This window comes from Pseudomonas sp. R4-34-07 (assembly GCF_003852375.1).
Lineage (GTDB): Bacteria > Pseudomonadota > Gammaproteobacteria > Pseudomonadales > Pseudomonadaceae > Aquipseudomonas.
Genome location: NZ_CP027760.1, coordinates 3,289,837 through 3,307,083, shown reverse-complemented (window position 1 = coordinate 3,307,083; position 17,247 = coordinate 3,289,837). Strand labels below are relative to the sequence as shown.

The following is a 17,247-nucleotide window of genomic DNA, read 5'->3' as shown; positions in this document are numbered from 1 at the left end:
AGGCTCCTCGGGTTGAAAGGTGCCTGGAGTCTAGACGATCGTTACGCCAGGGCGTCTTTACCACAAGCACCCGCGCGCCGCGAACGCCAGCCCAACCCGAGCACCATCAACAAACCCAGGCCAGCCATCAACGCACCTGCCAGGGAAATGGCGGGGTAGCCCAGCCCGGCATTGATCACCGCACCGCCCAGCACCGCACCGATGGCATTACCGAAATTGAACGCGCCGATGTTCATTGCCGAGGCCAGGTTAGGCGCATCTTTGGCGGCCTCCATCACGCGCATCTGCAATGGCGGTACCAGGGCAAAACTCGCGGCGCCCCACAGCAGGATCGATAGCGCGGCGGGCAGCGGCCATTGCATGAGCACCGAAAAGGCCAACAGCACGGCGATCAACACCACCAGCGATGTAATCAACGTGCGGTCTACCGAACGGTCCGCCGACTTGCCACCCCACACGTTGCCCAGGGTCAGCCCGATACCGAACAGCACCAGCATGCCAGTGACAAAGTTGGTCGACGCATGGGTGACATCGCGCAAAATCGGCGCGATGTAAGTGAACACCGTAAACATTGCACTGGAGCCCACCACGGTCAGCGCCAACGCCGCCAGCACCGGCCCGCGACCGAGTACGCGGATTTCCGCCATCAGGCTGCCACCTTTTGGCGCGGGTGCATTCGGCAGTGCCCACCACAGCGCGGCCATCACCACCGCGCCCAGCCCGCTGATGCCCCAGAATGCAGTGCGCCAACCGAAGTTCTCACCAAACCAAGTGGCCAGCGGCACGCCGCCAATGGTCGCCAGGGTCAGCCCCAAAAACATCGCGGCAACTGCCCCCGCGCGCTTCTCCGGCGCGACCACACTGGCCGCCACAATCGAACCGATACCGAAAAACGCCCCGTGGTTCAGCGATGTCACCAGCCTGGCGATCATCAAGGTCTGGTAATTGGTCGCCAATGCCGACAGCAGATTACCCAAAGTGAAAATCGCCATCAGCCCGATCAACAGATACCGGCGCGGCACCCTGGCCGTCGCGAGCGTCATGATCGGCGCGCCGATCAGCACGCCGATGGCATAGGCGCTCACCAACAGTCCGGCGGCGGGGATGGATACGCCAAGGTCGGCGGCAATACCGGGCAACATGCCCATGGGGGCAAATTCCGTGACCCCGATGCCAAAGGCACCGATGGACAAGGCTACAAGGGGTGGATTGATACGCATGGGTGACTCCTCATCTGTGTGCCGAATGCTACAATCCAGCCTTTTGCAGCAGTAGCCCCTGGTTGGGAACTACACCTTTGCGCAGGAGGCACAAATGGACATCGGCGGCCGCTCGGGAGAGATGGAAGTGTTCGTCATGGTCGCCGAGCACGGCAGCCTGTCGGGCGCCGCGCGCGCCCTGGGGCTGACGCCGTCGTCCATCAGCCGCATCATCACCCGCACCGAACGACGCATCGGCACCCGGCTATTGCTGCGCACCACCCGCGCCATCACCTTCACCGCCGAAGGCGAAGCCTACCTGCGCGGCGCCCGGCGGATCCTGGCCGACATGGCCGAAGTCGAAGACGCCATCACCGACCAGGGCGCCCCCCGCGGACGCCTCAGAGTCAGCGCAGCCCTGGCCCACGGCCGCCTGACCGTCGTGCCGCTGATCGCCGCCTTCAGCGCCCGCTATCCCGCCATCGTGGTCGACCTGATGCTCGGCGATGAAATCGTGGATATCCTCGCCGGCCAAGCAGACGTCGCCATCCGCTTCGGCCACCTGGCCGACAGCCCCCTGACCGCCCGCCACATCGGCTCCACCGGCCAGGTCATCGTCGCCTCACCCGACTACCTGGCCCGCCACGGCACCCCGGTGACGCCGCAGGATCTACTCGAGCACAACTGCCTGCGCTTCAACTTCCGCAGAGCGGCGCCAGATTGGCCGTTTCGGGTGGATGGGAAGGATTTTTCGTTGAAAGTGGCGGGGACGATTGAAGGGAACAGCGAAGAGGCGTTGGCGCAGTTGGCGAAGCTGGGCGCGGGGATTGCGCGGGTGGGGGCGTTTAGTGTGGCGCAAGATCTGGAGCGGGGGGAGTTGGTGCCGTTGCTGGAAGCGTATAACCCGGGGGATGTGGAGCCGATTCATGCGGTGTTTGTGGGTGGGGCGGCGATGCCGGGAAGGGTTAGGGCGTTTGTGGATTTTTTGGTGGGGGGGGATGGGGTGTGAAGGGGGAGTGTGGGTTGGATGTAGAAGAGGAGCGTGACTGGCGGATTTCGGCCAAAAGCGGACACGGAGAATCTCAAATATCTACGCATGAGAGGCTACATTCAGGGTGTCATAGCAATTTTTCAAAATGACGGTGCAGAGGCTAAATTCCGCTAGTATCTATTTGCTACCTAGCTGCCTCCTTGCTTATCCGTCCATGGAAGTGAAAATGTCGATACTCAATGATGTATTGCTCTGGTCTGAGAAGGATCTATCACTGTGGCTGAGAGACGCCGCGCGTCGACTCTTGCTAAACCAGCAATTGGATTTGCAGGACTTCAGGGACCTGTATGCATTACTGAAGCATGATAAAGGCATTGAAATCCCTGGAGGGCTAAAAGCGGTGCCTTTGAGCGCTGACCATATTCCCGCAGGCGGCGAAGCCGCATTCAGCGTTACGCTTCATTCGATGAGCAATTTGCAAAACGTCAACAGAATCATGCCGGGACAAACGCTCCCATTCTCGGAGAAGGGAGTCACGGTGATTTATGGAGGCAATGGCGCAGGAAAGTCAGGGTATGCGCGAGTTCTGAAGCATGCTTGTCGAGCGCGTGATAGGGGAGGGGATATTCTTGGCGATGTGACCAAGGCTGGAGTACCAGGTGGAAAGCCTAGGGCGACGTTTACGGCGTGCCTGAATGGAGACGTAAAGAGTTTCCATTGGACCAGTGGCTCAGTAGCACCTCCCGAGCTGTCCTACGTCAGCGTCTTTGACTCATTTTGCGCCAACGCCTACCTCCTCGAAGGCGATGCGGCTTATCTACCTCGCGGCTTAGATGTTGTGGAAGCTCTCGCGGGTAAAGTTGTACCAGAAGTGCTAGCGCTCTTGAACGAAGAACTCAATAGTGTCGAAGTGTCACTTGATATTCTTTCAGGCTTCGATAAAAAAAGTGCTGTGGGCAAGCTTTTTCAGGGATTTGGCGAGGACACCAACCGAGATGAAATATCTCGATTGGGAACACTGTCGTCGGAGGAGGTTGAGCGGCTTGGTGAGCTGGAACTAGCAATTGCTGAGCCAGACCCGATACTCAAGTTTCAAAGCCTGAAAACTTCTGCATCCCATATCAAAAGTTTGGCGAAAACAATCAAGGAAAAAGAGAAATTCACTACTCAAAAAGCATTGGAAAAATTGCAGCGTTTCGCCAAGGAGTCAGCCGATGCCAAGGCGGGAGTTGACGCGGCTGCACTACTGCTTAGGGCTGAGGATGAGCTGTTGCCCGGTACGGGGGAGACCATTTGGAAAGAGTTGTTCCTAGCTGCGAAAAAATATTCAATTGAAGTTGCTTATGTTGGGCATGACTTTCCAAGCGAAGGTGAGGGAGCTGCATGTGTACTCTGCCAACAACCGGCTAAGTCTGTAATCGGTAGAATGCAGCGCTTCAATAATTTCATTAGCGAAAATGCCACCAAGGTAGCATCTGAAAAAAAAGCTGCATTAGAAAAAATTTTAGATCAGATAGATCGTTCAAGTTTTGACTTTGGGCTTAATCAAGCATTGGCTGTAGAGTTGGAGGGTGCGTCAGCGAATCTAGTAGGAAATTTAGAGTTGTATCAGAAACAGCTAGATGCATACAAAGTATGGATGCTTGAGGCCGCAAAATCCTTAGAATGGGAAGTGGTTCCAAAGCTGGCTAAAAGTCCAGTGGCTGAATTGAGGCAATTTGCTGCCAGTAAAATTTGGAAAGGGCGAGTATATAAAAGAGCTTCAGATCCAGAAAAGTTAAAGAAGCTATCTGAAGAACTGGTTGAGCTTAAAGCTAGGCGGCTGCTTGTGCCTCTAACAGAAGCAATCTTAGCGCTGCACGATAGGGTAATTTATCGAGCTAAACTCGAAACCTGTAAGGCCGATTTGAATCCTAGGGTTTTGTCTGCGAAGTCTAAGGAAATTGCAGGGAAAATTATCACCGACTCGTTACGAAAAGCACTTGATGAAGAGTTTACAAAGCTCGGCATTGGGCACATTAAGACGAAGCTAAAAGAACGAGTCGATCGTGGGACTGTAAAGTTTACTCTGCTGTTAGATCTTCCAGCGGCAAAGAAAATTGAGCACGTACTGAGTGAGGGTGAGCAGCGTGCTGTATCACTAGGTGCATTCTTGGCTGAGCTTAAACTATCAGAGCATCGAGGGGGGATCATATTTGATGACCCTGTTTCCTCGTTAGATCATGTAAGGCGACGCCTCGTGGCAAAACGTCTCGTGGAGGAAGCGGCTAACCGCCAAGTTATAGTCTTGACCCATGACATCTCTTTCCTAAGCGAACTTATCGATACTCTTAATGAGGAAAAGCAAATTCCCCATCTTGTCCATCACTTAGAATGGGTCGGCGAAGCAGCTGGAGTAGTCAAACAAGGACTACCTTGGGATAAAACTGGTTATAAAGAACGGGTAAAGCAGCTGGGGGATCGAGCGAAAAAAATGGAGCCTTGGCCTATTTATCCTGGTGAGGATTTAGTTAGAGATGTTCGACTGTTATACAGCGATATTCGCTCCACTGTTGAGCGAGTTGTCGAAGATGTAGTGTTAAATGGTATTGTGACGCGGTTTAGTGATATGGTTGGTGTAGGGAATCTTCATAAAATCACTGGTCTACGAAAGCAGGACGCTGATGACATCGTTGCGCTCTGGAAGAAAGGTCATCGAATCACTGAGGCGCATTTCCAAGCCCCTAACAAGGAGATGCCTGTGGCTAACTTGGACGAAATAAAAAATGATATTGAGTCTATTCAAAGGTTGGCTGATAACGTCAATAAGTTTCGCGTTAAACCAATTGAGGTCTAACAGTATCGGGTCCTAGTACGCCACATAATCATGGTGGACGATGTTTGAACGATTTTTTCAATCGTGCTCTGCCCCGATTCAACGACTAACTTGAGCCCGCTCGATAGCTAATCGCTAGATAAATGAGGGTGTTATATGACTCCGGTTTACAGATGGAACGGTGAGTATTTTGGATTCTTTAATAGTTCTGGTCGCCTATTCAATGCAGCATCGAGGTATTTAGGGTGGGTTACAGACGATGGGCGTGTTTGGGGTGCTAATGGGCGTTTTTTGGGGGAGGTTGTGAGCGAGAACTACATACTCCGGCGCACCTCTACGGCTACGCCAGCAACAAAAGCATCCAGGGCAACTCCCGCAACACCTGCCACTCCAGCGCGTAAAGCAAATCGAGCCGGTAAGGCTGGAAAAGCAGGCTGGGTGGATGCGTTAGATGAGTTTGCGGCAGCCTAATAGTGTGCTTAATTGCAACTCACTTCGTTCACTTGACAGTCAAAGTCTGAGCGACCGCTTCTGGCCGATTGCAGCCGATTGCGACAGGCAGAAAACGGCCATTAGCGGACACTAAGGCCGTACGTGAAACCTGAGACGACTCATACAACGCCTTAGATCAGCCAAAGCAGAGAGTTTCTAGCGCCCTAGATTAAACCCGTTGACTTGGCGGTATTGATTTCGACCCATGCAGCAAAGGCGTCAATGAATTTTTTCAAGAACTGAGTAGTTCCGTCGTCATTCAAATTTCCGCCTGGCCCCAGTAGCCTTGTCGCCCCACCGATATACGCTTCCGGCTGCTGCAAAAGTGGCATGTCCAGAAATACCATAGACTGACGTAAATGATGGTTAGCACCGAAGCCGCCGCTGGCACCGGGCGATACGCTTACGATAGCTGCAGGTTTGCCTGCCCACACAGACTCGCCGTAAGGGCGAGAACCAATATCAATGGCGTTCTTCAATACACCAGGAACTGACCTGTTGTATTCGGGAGTGAAAAACAGTACTCCATCTTTCGACGCCATATTTTGGCGAAAACGAGTCCAGGCTTCAGGGGCACTCTTACCGTTTTCTTCCAAGTCTTGGTTAAACAGATTCAGTTCATTGATCTCGACTATTTCTAATAAAAGGCTCGGTGGCGCAAGCGCGATTACTTCTTGAGCAAATAGGCGGTTCAACGACTCTTTGCGCAGGCTGCCGACAATGACGGCGATCTTTTTAGGCGACATGATGGGACCTTGATTTAAGTGGCTTTAAAGGGGGTAATCAATTTGAAAAGAACAAAAAAACGGACGTCGAACGGTGGCCGAACGATGAGGACTGCCCCACCGCCTGGTCATGCGGGTCTGCCCTATACTTTGGCGGCGCCGTTGACAACCAGGTGATGACCGGAAATCCAAGCTGCATCGTCACTTGCCAGGAAAAGCACGGCGCCTTCGACATCGGAGACAGAGCCCAAGCGCGCAAATGGCGACAACTGTGCCAATGCCTGATAGTCATTTTCCTGAAGGTTAGCGATGACACCGGCGTCACGTAGCGGCCCCGGTACCACACCGTTCACCGTGACGTTACGCTTGCCCATTTCCTGCGCGAGACATTCAACGTAAAGCCGGCCGGCGGCTTTGCTTCCGGCATACGCGGTGAAGCCTGCGTTCGGTACGATCGTCGTAGTGGACGAAATCACGATGATGCGTCCACCATCGGTAACATGGCGCGCACTTTCGCGAAGCGTATAGAAGGTGCCAAACACATTGGTTTTGGTGACAGCCTCGAACATCGCGTTATCGATTTCCGTGATCGGTGTGTCGATAAGCTCCCGCCCAGCATTGGCCACGACAATATCGATGCGCCCAAATCGAGCCAGCACTGCTGCGAATATGGCTTTGACAGCGTCCGGGTCGCTGATGTCTCCCCCGATGGCCATTGCTTGAGCGCCCTCAGCAACGAGCGCCTCGACATTTCGGTCGGCTGCGGCAGCGTCAGTGTTGTACGTCAACGCAACGGAAGCCCCCTCTCTGGCAAAACGACGTGCCAGTGATAATCCGAGCCCGCGCGATGCGCCGGTAATCAGTACAACTTTGTTGGTCATTCGCATGATCAGATTCCGTTGATGCTGCGTTCTGTAGAGGTTGCGTTGCCCTGCCACTGGACAAGTTCCTGCTCGACTTTGGCCATTTTTGCACGCATTCCGCCCATCGCATCGGCACCCAAGGCCGCGTGTACGGGTGGATGATCCGACTCCATCAGGTTGATAATCGCCAACGCCCCTTTTCCTGGAACATTCGGCTGCTTACCTTGCAGACCACCTATAGCTACACGGAACTTACCGACGGGTGTGCCTTCATAGTCATCGATTTTTTGCTCGACGTAAGCCAGTGAGCGACCCGCAAATTGGGTCTCGAATACACCGATGGTCAACACAGTCGTGGCGATGTTAAAGGGTGCAAGTTCACCTGCCAGTGCTTCCCCCAGGATGTCAGTAGCGCCCTTCGCGGCCGAGTACACGCCCATGCCCGGGTAGCCAATGAAGCCACCGATTGCAGAGAATTGAATGATGTGCCCGCTGCGCTGCTTGCGCATCGCAGGGGTTACAGCGCGAATGATGTTCAGGCCGCCAAAGAAATTCAGATCGAATACACGCCGCGCTTCTCGATCCGTCATTTCTTCAACTGCACCCACTGTGCCAGCACCCGCACAGTTGGCGACAATGTCGATACGGCCAAAGTGATCCAGCACCTGGGCCACACCCGTTTTGACCGCCACATCGTCTGTCACGTCTACCAAAACGCCCATGCCCTGCGCAGCATGTTTACCGTTATAGAAATCCACTTCTTCTTGCTTGCGAAAGGTGGCTGCGACTAGCGCACCTTTTTCCAGCAGTTGATGCACTAACTCGCGCCCCAATCCCGATGAGGCACCAGTAACGAGGACGACTTTGCCATTTATTGATTTCATTCTCTGCTCCGGGGTTTGGCTATTCACCGGATGTTAGGTATTGGGCCTCCCCCCAACAAGCCGGTTTGTCCAGATTCAACTTCCCGCTCATTGGACGCTCATTCCCAGCGAAACATTGCCAAATAACCACATAGTTCTAGACGGTACCCTTGGAAATCTTCAAGATTAAAAATTGCCTTCCTATGATTGGGCCATACGTGAATCGGCTGGACCTGAACGATCTGTTTATTTTTGTCAATGTGGTCGATCGCGGTGGGTTTACTGCCGCAGTTGCAAGTACCGGTATGCCCAAGTCAACGCTTAGCCACCGCATGCAACAATTGGAGGGCGAATTAGGTGTGCGTTTGCTCAGCCGAACGTCGCGTCGCTTCGGTATGACCGAGGCAGGAGAAGAGTTCTACCAGCACGCGCTGGCCGCGCTGCGAGAAGCGGAGATGGCAGAAATGTCAGTGCGTCAGCGGTTGTTGGAACCCGTCGGGACCATCCGGTGTACCGCTGGAGTCGCGACCATGAATTTCGCCATGGCGGGCATGATCGCTGACTTCCTTCGTGTCTATCCCAAGATCAATATGGTCGCTCATGCGGCCGATCGAACCATCGATATTGTTGGCGAAAATTACGACGTCGCCATCCGGGCGCATGAGGCTCCATTGCCGGACTCCGATCTTGTCCAGCGCATGCTCGGGGTCGCTCCCTGGTTTCTGTTCGCCGGATCAAGCTATCTGGCCGAACATGGCGCACCGGCCACGCCAGCGGAGCTAAGCAGCCACGCCTCGATTTTCTTTGCGCGAGCTAATGCCCCCATGAACTGGCGGTTGCGCCATGTCACTCTATCGATCGAAGAAATTGCTGTGCCCATCATGCCGCGGCTGCAAAGCGAAGACATGCTCAGCCTGCAACATGCAGCTATCAGCGGGCTTGGGATTGTGGCCCTGCCGAGTTACATCGCGCGGGCGGCCGTTGCGCGTGGTGAGCTTCATCGAGTTCTGCCCGAATGGATAGCTGGCGATGCCAGGATCACTGCACTGGTACCTTCCCGCAAAGGATTGCTGCCGTCAGTACGTGTTTTCTTGGATCACTTGGCTTCGGAGTTTCCCAAGATCCTCTAGCTGTAAAGCCATCCTTAATACGCTGGGCAAATCGTTGCAGCGGCTTCTCCATGAATACAGCACATTTTTTTACCGAATACAGCAACTACGGCGGCACTACCGAGCGGGTAGGCGCCGAAGATAGGGGGAGTTCTCGACGTCCATACCACCGGACACAGATTCCAGAAACCCCGTCTTGCTGGGTCAGGTACGCATTCCTACCATGGTTTCTTGCCTCTCATCCTCGACGGCACAAACGATACCTGATCTGGAATCTATGACTTTGACAATCACACGACGCGGCGCGATAGCTTTGGGAGCACAGGCAGTGCTGGTTGCAATGACGGCAGGCGCTGCTACGTTTGCCTCTGGTGCAACGCGCAGCTCCAGTAAAACTAAAGAGACCACTCGGACTGGCAAGCAGTTTGACGTGGTGATCGTCGGTGGTGGATCTGCCGGTGCCGTCCTTGCAGCACGTCTCAGTGCCGACCCGCTGCGCAGTGTGCTGCTGCTCGACGCAGGTCCCGACTTTGCGCCCGATCGGTATCCAGCAGTGCTGACGAACGCCGACCTAGTTGCCGCCTCTCCCGAATACGACTGGCATTACCATAGTGACGACTCAGCTCGGATAGGTCACGACATAGCCATCCCACGCGGCCGAGTGATCGGTGGTAGCTCCGCGGTCAATGCTGCTGTGGCGATGCGTGCGCGTCCTGCCGACTTTGCGCGCTGGGCCGGACGCGGAATCGAAGGTTGGGCTTGGCCGGAAGTGCTGTCCGCCTACCGAGCGATGGAAAACACGCCCACTGGCGAAGATGCATGGCATGGACGTACCGGCCCATTTCCAGTGCGTCAGCGCACTGCTGCGCAGAATACTATCTCAATGCGTGCTTTCGTGGCGGCTGCCGAGTCAGTTGGACTGCCGCTCGTGGATGACTTCAACGGCGCGCGCCAGCACGGCGTAGGTCCCTACCCGTTGAATGTCATCAACGGCACCCGAATCAATACCGGCATGGCTTACCTAAGTGCAGACGTGCGGGCTCGCGCCAACCTCACTATCCGCGGCCACGCTGAAGCCGACCGCGTCCTGATAGAACGAGAACGCGCCATAGGTGTATTGCTAGTAGACGGCGAGATAGTTCCAGCCGGCGAAGTGATCTTGTCGGCCGGTGCCATAGGCAGCCCCGCTATCCTGCTACGCTCCGGTATCGGCCCACAAGGCCATCTTCGCGAGATGGGAATCGCCACCGTCGCTGATCTACCGGTAGGTGAACGGTTGCAAGAACATCCGTTTTTCTTCAACGTCTACGCGCTGAAGACCTCCGCAATTGCTATGACCCCAGCCGGCGGCGCCATCGCCTGGACTCGTTCGCAACACGCCGCACCGGACGATCTGGACTTACATATCTCCGGTACACACCTGATCGACCCAAAGGCAAGCCCTACCGGCGGTGCGATAGTGCTGGCATGCGCCGTCACATTACCTAAATCCAACGGTAGCGTACGCTTGACCAGCCGTGACCCCCGAGTTGCGCCGAACATCCGGTACAACTTTTTTGAACAGGAAAATGACTTGGATCGCATGGTCGAAGCTGTAGAACTGTCTCGCAAGATTGGCCGCAGTGCACCGTTTGCTGACTTGGTTGACCATGAAATGACACCGGGTAGCAGCGTACTTGAAGGCAAGGCTTTGCGACAAAACATCGTAAACAATGTCGCCGGCTATCAGCACCCCACGTCGAGCGTGCCGATGGGCGCGGACGGTGACAAGGCCGCCGTAGTCAACAATTGGGGCGCGGTGCGAGGTATAGCGGCACTGCGTGTTGTGGATGCCTCTATCATCCCGGATATCCCATCGGTGGCGACAAATCTTACTACTATCATGCTAGCCGAACGGATTGGTGCCCACCTGACTCGATAATTTCCCCGAACGCAGCGTAAAACTGGAGCATCAATCATTGGATCGCTAAAGCCGAACTCTGCAATAAGAACCACAATCTGAAATTGAATAAAATATACGGAGACCGTTGAGCAAACGCAGTCAATAGACGATAAATTGGAGATTAGGAGTTTGACCGAAACAGCGGCGCAACTGCGGCGCGAGCCAAGAATGGTTTACTTTTATGTCAGACATATCTAGTGCTTATAAAAAAGAGTCAAACCACAGAAAGACCATTTATAATTACCTTAACTATCATACATATAACTATAACCATTAAATAAGATAACTACAGCTAGGAAGTTAATGCCTTACATTAAGAGAATTGAAATCTTAGAGAACTATAGAGAAGAGAATAATTTCCCCTTCTATTTGCCTTCAATTCAATCAATTAGCAAAATCGAGCTTCACCCCGTGATAAATTTTTTCGTTGGAGAAAACGGTAGCGGTAAGTCAACCCTCTTAGAGGCTATTGCAGTTTCATGTGGCTTTAATCATGAGGGAGGCAGTAAGAATTTCAAGTTTTCTTCCAGCGATGAAAAATCCCTACTGTCCAAGGCATTGCGCTTGTCACGCACCGCAAAGCGACCTCGAGATGGCTATTTTTATCGCGCAGAAAGTTTTTATAATGTAATTACAGAGATGAATAAGTTGGATTGCGGACCTGGCGGGCCAGCTATTAAGGACTCATACGGGGGGAACGATCTTCATACGAGGTCTCATGGGGAGGCTTTTATGGATCTGATTTTACATCGGTTCGGAGGAAACGGATTGTATTTACTAGACGAGCCTGAATCTGCGCTATCTCCCCAACGCCAATTATCTCTGCTGGTACGTATAGCGGAACTCGCAAAACAAAATTCGCAGTTCATAATTGCAACTCACTCACCAATTTTAATTGCTTACCCGGGCGCCAGAATTTGGGAGTTTACCAATAGTGGATTGGAAGAGAAGGAATATTCAGAAACTGAAAACTACCTAATTATGAAAAGTTACTTTGCTAGCCCTGAAAGCTTTATGAGCAAGCTATTTGATGAAAAGCATGATTTTTAGTTAGTCCAGGCACTAAATAACATCGATGGTTAGAGCGTTTATCAAGTTCGCTGGCGCAAAAAAATGAATTGTTGCCGCTCGCGACTTAATAGATACGACGGCATTACTGCCTTGTTTAGCGTAGATCGAGATGCCGCCGATTTCGAGGAGAATGGCCGCTTCTGGCCGATTGCAGCCGATGAGAAAGCACCCACTGCTTTCACCACACGCTGGCCTAGTTGCGCCAGCGCGTGGAGATTTTTCATTATCCCGGCGTAGCAACAGACCCCGCTTCCATCTCCGAAACCTGCTCGCGCAACCGCCGCCCAATTACCTCCATCAAATCACACCCGTCCCGCAACGGTATCGCCAGCAGCTGCGCAAAATCCGAAAGCACGACGCAATCAGCGTCCACCTCACCCCGGAAAGCGATGTTTTCCAACACCTGAGTCACAGTGCGCATGCGATAGTCAGCCATCGCTTGCAGTACATCGAGCGGTGCTTCTGAATCAATGAGCAGGGATGCTGGAACCAGATCGATTCCGGTAAGGGGGATGTATCTTTCCATTTTTGAATCTCCGATAAGTGCAGTGGCTTACCACCACCCAGTCGTCGCCAAACGATGGGGTGGCAGCTGTACGCAGGTTGGCGAACCGGTATCGGAGACCCGGCAGACCCGAAGGTCTCCCGCGCACAGCCGCCATTGAGGCAGCTTTGCGAATGTGCAGCAGCATCTGCAAAAAAGCACAGTGCTTTTGCATCCGATAGTCAGGTCGCCAAACCTGATCGCCATGTGGGCGACGGGGCGGACTATAAGCGTCAACGCGCTGGAGGATCAACCTTGAGGTTGTAAACAGCATTGATACGCTGAAATCCATTCCTTTTACGCTCCAGTCTCATCGCAATGACATCGACTAACCCTCCCAATCAGTTTCACTCCCTGCTCGGCATTTCCCTTCACCGTCTCGCCTTTTACGCTTGCTGAAACGTTTAATCGAGTCTATAAAACTGCCACAACTCCAAGAAAGGCTACCGCCATGACCCCACTCAAATTCGCTGTCGCCCTCACCGCACTCTCCGCCGCCTCCCACGCCATGGCCTGGGACTATGTGCTCCTCGACACCGACAAAGCCGCGCAGAATTGGCAGGTCACCAGCCAGCAACTCGGCGTACAAACCGACAAACCCTTCAGCGTTACCCTGCGCACGCTGCACGGCGGTCGGCAGGAGGGGGTGAGCATTGTCGACATCGATAACGGCACGATGAAGCTCTCGGTGGTGCCGACTCGCGGTATGAACGTGTTGCAGGCTTCGGTCGGCGATGTGCGCATGGGGTGGGATTCGCCGGTCAAGGAAGTGGTCAATCCTTCCTTCATTGAGCTCAATGGTCGCGGCGGGCTGGGCTGGTTGGAAGGGTTCAATGAGCTGGTCACCCGTTGCGGCTATGAATGGGTCGGTCACCCTGGCATCGACAACGGCGAATTGCTGACGCTGCATGGCAGGGCCGCGAATATTCCTGCGAACAAAGTCACCCTGCACATCGATGAAAAGCCGCCGTACGCCATCACCCTGCGCGGCGAACTGAAAGAGCAGGCGTTCAAGAAGGTCGATTTTTCAGTGGCGACCGAACTGGTCACCGAGCCCGGCAGTGTAGTGTTCGCTCTCAACGACACCCTGACCAACAACGGCGACTATCCGAAGGAATACCAGGCGCTGTATCACAGTAACTTCAGCACCCCGTTCCTGGAGCAGGGCGCGCGTTTTGCCGCACCGGTGAAGCAGGTGTCGCCGTTCAACGACAAGGCCAAGGGCGAATTGGCCGACTGGCAAACCTACCGCGCACCCACCAAGGACTACGACGAAACGGTCTACAACGTGGTGCCCTATGCCGATGCCAAGGGCGATACCTTGACCGTGCTGCATAACAAAGCTGGCAGCCTGGGCGTGTCGGTCGGTTTCAATACGCAGACGTTGCCGGTGTTTTCCCTGTGGAAGAACACCGATACTCAAGGGCAGGGCTATGTCACGGGGCTGGAGCCGGGGACGAGTTTTTCCTACAACCGCCGTTATCAGCGGCCACTGAACCTGGTACCCACCATTGGGCCCAAGGAACACAAGCAGTTCCGCATCAGCTACAGCTTGTTGGTGGATAAGGTGGCTGTGGACAAGGCCTTGAAGCAGGTCAGCGAGATTCAGGCCGGGCGCGAGACTGAGGTGCGGCAGACGCCCTTGGTTGATTTGACCAAAGGGTAGGGCGCCTGCAGGCGCGGGAGTTACGCCCGGCGCGCCGTCAACAACACCGTTGCGGCCGCCGACAACAACCCCGCGCAGCACCGATTGAAGATCCGCTTACCCCCAGGCTCGGCAAACCAGCGGCGCATATGCAGGCCCATATAGGCGTAGACGCTGATGGCGATCCATTCCAGGGCCAGGAACATTGCGCCCAGCAGGGCGAATTGCGCGGTAATAGGTTGGCCGGGCACCACGAACTGCGGGAGGAAGGCGGTGAAGATCAGGATGGCTTTGGGGTTGCCCGCCGCCACCAGAAACTCTTGCCGTACCAAGGCCCATAAGCCCACCTTGCTGGCGGTTATTTCCGCTTCTGCCCGCGGGTCTGCGCGCCACAGCTGATAGGCCAGGTAAAACAGATACGCCGCACCAAGCAGCTTGATCCCATAGAACAACAACTCCGAGGTTTGCAGCACCACCGCCAACCCGGCGGAGGCGAGGGCGATCATGCCGGCGAAGGCCAGCAAACGGCCGAGACCGGCGAGGCAGGAAGTGCGGTAGCCGTAGCGGGTGGCGTTGCTCACCGACAGCAGGTTGTTGGGGCCGGGCGCCATGTTCAGGGCAAAGCAGGCGGGCAGGAAGAGGGCGAGGGTGGCGAGGTCCATGGCGGCTCCGGATTCGGTCGGACGGGAGCGTCGAGGATAAGGGAGTGGGGGCGGTGCGGCAATCGCGGCCGCGTTATGTCGACTAAGGTACAGGTTGTCCTTGACCTAAGCCCTCGTCCCAAACAGCCGATCAGCCAGTTCCCGACCGCGCTCCAGCCCTTGTGGCGTCAACCAGACCGATTTGTTCTTGTTTACCGGGTTATCGATAAAGCCCTGTTCATGTAATCGGTTCATTATCTGAAAATCGTGCCCCTTCCAAGAGTTTCCGTCATCGGTGCTGAAGACTGTCAGCAGGGCCAGCACGGCTTCCTCTATCAGCTTTTCGTCGTATTCCATAGTGGTTACCCCTCTCGCGAATCGGGGCGCCGCTCGTTTCTCAGGCAACGCTGTTCTCTGGTTTATCGATCGGCACTCGCACACTAAACACCGTGCCCTGTTCCGTATCAGAACTCACCTCAATCGACCCACCATGAGACGCCACGATTTCCGAGGCAATGAACAGGCCCAAACCCAACCCCTCCGTGGGGCCGTGATTGATCGCGGTACGCTGGGAGAAGCGGCCCATGGGGTTGAAGATGAACGGGAGGACGTCCTCGGGGATCGCTTCACCGCTGTTGTGCACGGTGAAGACCGCGAAGCCCTCGCGTATGCCCAGCTCGACTTGGATCGGCCGGGTGGTGTCCCCATGCTGCACCGCATTGCTGACGATGTTCGAGAAGACCTGCTCCATGCGCGGGCCGTCGAATTGCCCGGCAACCGAGGTTTTGGCGTCGAACATCACGATAGCTTCAGGATGAAAGGTGCGGATTTCTTCTATGACGCGTTGGCACAGCGGTGAAAGGTCGATATCGGCGGTTTTGACCGGGATGCCCGGCCCCATCTGGCAGCGGGTCAGGTCGAGCAGGTCGCCGACGATCTGGCTCGCGCGGCGTACGCTGGTGTAGATCTGGTTGGCGATTTTGGTCGCGCGGGCGCCGGCGTCCTGTGAACGGCGTAGCACGTCGGACCCCAGCAGGATCGCGCCGAGCGGGGTGCGCAAGTCGTGGCCAAGGATGCCCAGGAACATATTGCGTGACGCCTCGACCGCGCGGGAGTAGCTGGCGACGGACTCGGCCAGGGCCTGATCAATGGCTTCGTGGAAGCGGGTCATGTCGTCGACATTGATCGGGGTGCCGTCCTTGATCTGGCGCATCCACTGGCTGACCACGCTGGTGCGCAGCGCGCGGTATTCCGAGACCATCTGATCGATGGTGAAACCCGCCATCAGCCGCGTCATGGCATGGGTTTCCGCCGCGGTTTCCTGATCGTCCGTCGGTGCCTGGCCCTGGGCCTTGGCTATTTGTTCCTGGCGGGTCTGCTTGGTTCGCAGGTCGCTGACGATGGCCCGCAACATCTGCTCGGCATGGTCGCGCAGCCCGACACTGTCGAGTTCCTCGCCCGGTGTCTCGATGGTTCTGGCGAAATCTTCCCAGGCTTGCAAGATTGGCTCGAGGTTTTCCAGGATGAAATCGGGCAGGCGCATGTCTGTAAATCCTGATGCGAGTCGGGCAGAAGAGCGAGGCTGCGCAGATGAAGGGAAATTCCCGGCAGTGTAGGAGGTTGTTCGCCGCTTTTAAAGGGCGGCCGGTGCCGGGGCTGCCGTGGATCCAATCTACGCGCGCACAGCGGTCATGCGCCTGACCTTACAGGCCCAATGTCAGGGCCCTCAGCCTCTGTTCTACCACGCTGTCGAAATGGCTTGCCAACTGCTCGCAGCGCTCCGAAGTCAGCCCTTCACAGCAGGTAATGCCCAGCACGAACCCCTGGGCTTTGGCACCGCTTTTGACGGCCAGGATCATCGACCCTGCCAGTTCGATCTCACGCAAAATTCGGTCAGCCTGTCGTTTTATAGGGCCGGGCAAATCGCTAATGGCTTCTTTCATGGCCGTCTCCGCAGGCATTCACTACACACACAAAGCACCCGAGGCACTGTCGGCCTCTTGAAAGCATCGACCGGCGGAAGGTTCAGGAGTTTCGTAGTGCGCGAGCGGGAGGCGATGACCTGCAGTTGCGCAGGTACAGTTGTTCGCTAGTTTCAGGCCGCCATCGGGGGCTTGCCCTAATGCCAGTCAGTTAAGAAATAGCAGGATCGAGAACTAACTTGTGGCGAGGGAGCTTGCTCCCGCTGGGGCGCGAAGCGGCCCCAAACAATGGGACTGCTGCGCAGTCCAGCGGGAGCAAGCTCCCTCGCCACAGGTTCGGTGTCGCCTTAACTGGCGGGCATTAGAGCAAGCCCCCTCCCACATTTGGAGCGCGGGGCTGCAGTTAGAGAGGCTTCGGCTGCTGC

At 55.3% G+C, this 17,247-nt stretch carries 16 protein-coding genes; 7 read left to right on the top strand and 9 right to left on the bottom strand.

Features of this window, described 5'->3' with window-relative positions:
• Positions 1-41: 41 nt before the first annotated feature.
• Positions 42-1,220 carry an MFS transporter gene (locus C4J85_RS15180; protein WP_124370881.1) on the bottom strand — a complete coding sequence of 393 codons (1,179 nt, stop codon included), beginning with the start codon at positions 1,218-1,220 and terminating at the stop codon, positions 42-44.
• 94 nt (positions 1,221-1,314) lie between these two features.
• On the opposite strand from C4J85_RS15180, the gene C4J85_RS15175 reads away from it, so the two are divergent.
• The 3 genes from C4J85_RS15175 (at position 1,315) to C4J85_RS28045 (ending at position 5,476) form a co-directional block, all read left to right on the top strand.
• Entirely contained in the window at positions 1,315-2,208 is an 894-nt protein-coding gene (locus C4J85_RS15175; RefSeq protein ID WP_124410084.1) for a LysR family transcriptional regulator, read from the top strand.
• A 208-nt stretch (positions 2,209-2,416) separates the two neighbouring features.
• Positions 2,417-5,026: an AAA family ATPase gene (locus tag C4J85_RS15170; protein ID WP_164487866.1), complete on the top strand. Its 2,610-nt coding sequence runs from the start codon at positions 2,417-2,419 to the stop codon at positions 5,024-5,026.
• Positions 5,027-5,161: 135 nt separating this feature from the next.
• Positions 5,162-5,476, top strand: coding sequence for a 4-fold beta flower protein (locus C4J85_RS28045; RefSeq protein ID WP_372238416.1), 315 nt, complete (start codon positions 5,162-5,164; stop codon positions 5,474-5,476).
• A 185-nt stretch (positions 5,477-5,661) separates the two neighbouring features.
• Here C4J85_RS28045 and C4J85_RS15165 read toward each other — a convergent pair whose 3' ends face one another.
• The 3 genes from C4J85_RS15165 to C4J85_RS15155 all read right to left on the bottom strand — a co-directional run bounded on the left by C4J85_RS15165 (position 5,662) and on the right by C4J85_RS15155 (position 7,969).
• Complete coding sequence (locus C4J85_RS15165; RefSeq protein WP_065883890.1) at positions 5,662-6,243, bottom strand: NADPH-dependent FMN reductase; 582 nt, start codon at positions 6,241-6,243, stop codon at positions 5,662-5,664.
• 122 nt (positions 6,244-6,365) lie between these two features.
• Positions 6,366-7,109 carry an SDR family NAD(P)-dependent oxidoreductase gene (locus tag C4J85_RS15160; RefSeq protein WP_124367217.1) on the bottom strand — a complete coding sequence of 248 codons (744 nt, stop codon included), beginning with the start codon at positions 7,107-7,109 and terminating at the stop codon, positions 6,366-6,368.
• A 2-nt stretch (positions 7,110-7,111) separates the two neighbouring features.
• On the bottom strand, positions 7,112-7,969 hold the full coding sequence (locus C4J85_RS15155; RefSeq protein WP_124367216.1) for an SDR family NAD(P)-dependent oxidoreductase: 858 nt from the start codon (positions 7,967-7,969) through the stop codon (positions 7,112-7,114).
• 149 nt (positions 7,970-8,118) lie between these two features.
• Here C4J85_RS15155 and C4J85_RS15150 point away from each other — a divergent pair, with 149 nt between their 5' ends.
• The 3 genes from C4J85_RS15150 to C4J85_RS15140 all read left to right on the top strand — a co-directional run bounded on the left by C4J85_RS15150 (position 8,119) and on the right by C4J85_RS15140 (position 12,049).
• Entirely contained in the window at positions 8,119-9,078 is a 960-nt protein-coding gene (locus tag C4J85_RS15150; RefSeq protein ID WP_256657781.1) for a LysR substrate-binding domain-containing protein, read from the top strand.
• A gap of 256 nt (positions 9,079-9,334) precedes the next feature.
• Positions 9,335-10,978 (top strand): GMC family oxidoreductase, encoded by a 1,644-nt coding sequence (locus C4J85_RS15145; protein WP_124367215.1) that lies wholly within the window; start codon positions 9,335-9,337, stop codon positions 10,976-10,978.
• A 324-nt stretch (positions 10,979-11,302) separates the two neighbouring features.
• Positions 11,303-12,049, top strand: coding sequence for an AAA family ATPase (locus tag C4J85_RS15140; protein WP_124367214.1), 747 nt, complete (start codon positions 11,303-11,305; stop codon positions 12,047-12,049).
• Between the two features lie 244 nt (positions 12,050-12,293).
• On the opposite strand, the gene C4J85_RS15135 is transcribed toward C4J85_RS15140, so the two are convergent.
• Complete coding sequence (locus C4J85_RS15135; protein WP_124367213.1) at positions 12,294-12,596, bottom strand: hypothetical protein; 303 nt, start codon at positions 12,594-12,596, stop codon at positions 12,294-12,296.
• A 469-nt stretch (positions 12,597-13,065) separates the two neighbouring features.
• On the opposite strand from C4J85_RS15135, the gene C4J85_RS15130 reads away from it, so the two are divergent.
• Positions 13,066-14,280, top strand: a complete 1,215-nt coding sequence (locus tag C4J85_RS15130) for an aldose 1-epimerase family protein (protein ID WP_124410082.1) — start codon at positions 13,066-13,068, stop codon at positions 14,278-14,280.
• 20 nt (positions 14,281-14,300) lie between these two features.
• Here C4J85_RS15130 and C4J85_RS15125 read toward each other — a convergent pair whose 3' ends face one another.
• From C4J85_RS15125 to C4J85_RS15110, 4 genes are all read right to left on the bottom strand, one after another.
• Positions 14,301-14,921, bottom strand: a complete 621-nt coding sequence (locus C4J85_RS15125; protein ID WP_124410081.1) for a LysE family translocator — start codon at positions 14,919-14,921, stop codon at positions 14,301-14,303.
• Between the two features lie 105 nt (positions 14,922-15,026).
• A complete protein-coding gene (locus tag C4J85_RS15120; protein WP_124367210.1) occupies positions 15,027-15,257 on the bottom strand; it encodes a DUF6429 family protein in 231 nt (76 codons plus the stop codon).
• Between the two features lie 40 nt (positions 15,258-15,297).
• Positions 15,298-16,443, bottom strand: coding sequence for a sensor histidine kinase (locus C4J85_RS15115; RefSeq protein WP_124410080.1), 1,146 nt, complete (start codon positions 16,441-16,443; stop codon positions 15,298-15,300).
• Between the two features lie 160 nt (positions 16,444-16,603).
• Positions 16,604-16,843 (bottom strand): hypothetical protein, encoded by a 240-nt coding sequence (locus C4J85_RS15110; RefSeq protein WP_124363049.1) that lies wholly within the window; start codon positions 16,841-16,843, stop codon positions 16,604-16,606.
• Between the last annotated feature and the right edge of the window lie 404 nt (positions 16,844-17,247).

Bases quoted from the DNA above. Each gene is read 5' to 3' on its own strand.
- C4J85_RS15130 (WP_124410082.1), top strand. From the start codon at position 13,066: ATGACCCCACTCAAATTCGCTGTCGCCCTCACCGCACTCTCCGCCGCC.
- C4J85_RS15115 (WP_124410080.1), bottom strand. From the start codon at position 16,443: ATGCGCCTGCCCGATTTCATCCTGGAAAACCTCGAGCCAATCTTGCAA.
- C4J85_RS15140 (WP_124367214.1), top strand. From the start codon at position 11,303: ATGCCTTACATTAAGAGAATTGAAATCTTAGAGAACTATAGAGAAGAG.
- C4J85_RS15160 (WP_124367217.1), bottom strand. From the start codon at position 7,109: ATGCGAATGACCAACAAAGTTGTACTGATTACCGGCGCATCGCGCGGG.
- C4J85_RS15180 (WP_124370881.1), bottom strand. From the start codon at position 1,220: ATGCGTATCAATCCACCCCTTGTAGCCTTGTCCATCGGTGCCTTTGGC.
- C4J85_RS15155 (WP_124367216.1), bottom strand. From the start codon at position 7,969: ATGAAATCAATAAATGGCAAAGTCGTCCTCGTTACTGGTGCCTCATCG.
- C4J85_RS15165 (WP_065883890.1), bottom strand. From the start codon at position 6,243: ATGTCGCCTAAAAAGATCGCCGTCATTGTCGGCAGCCTGCGCAAAGAG.
- C4J85_RS15120 (WP_124367210.1), bottom strand. From the start codon at position 15,257: ATGGAATACGACGAAAAGCTGATAGAGGAAGCCGTGCTGGCCCTGCTG.
- C4J85_RS15145 (WP_124367215.1), top strand. From the start codon at position 9,335: ATGACTTTGACAATCACACGACGCGGCGCGATAGCTTTGGGAGCACAG.
- C4J85_RS28045 (WP_372238416.1), top strand. From the start codon at position 5,162: ATGACTCCGGTTTACAGATGGAACGGTGAGTATTTTGGATTCTTTAAT.
- C4J85_RS15135 (WP_124367213.1), bottom strand. From the start codon at position 12,596: ATGGAAAGATACATCCCCCTTACCGGAATCGATCTGGTTCCAGCATCC.
- C4J85_RS15110 (WP_124363049.1), bottom strand. From the start codon at position 16,843: ATGAAAGAAGCCATTAGCGATTTGCCCGGCCCTATAAAACGACAGGCT.
- C4J85_RS15175 (WP_124410084.1), top strand. From the start codon at position 1,315: ATGGACATCGGCGGCCGCTCGGGAGAGATGGAAGTGTTCGTCATGGTC.
- C4J85_RS15170 (WP_164487866.1), top strand. From the start codon at position 2,417: ATGTCGATACTCAATGATGTATTGCTCTGGTCTGAGAAGGATCTATCA.
- C4J85_RS15125 (WP_124410081.1), bottom strand. From the start codon at position 14,921: ATGGACCTCGCCACCCTCGCCCTCTTCCTGCCCGCCTGCTTTGCCCTG.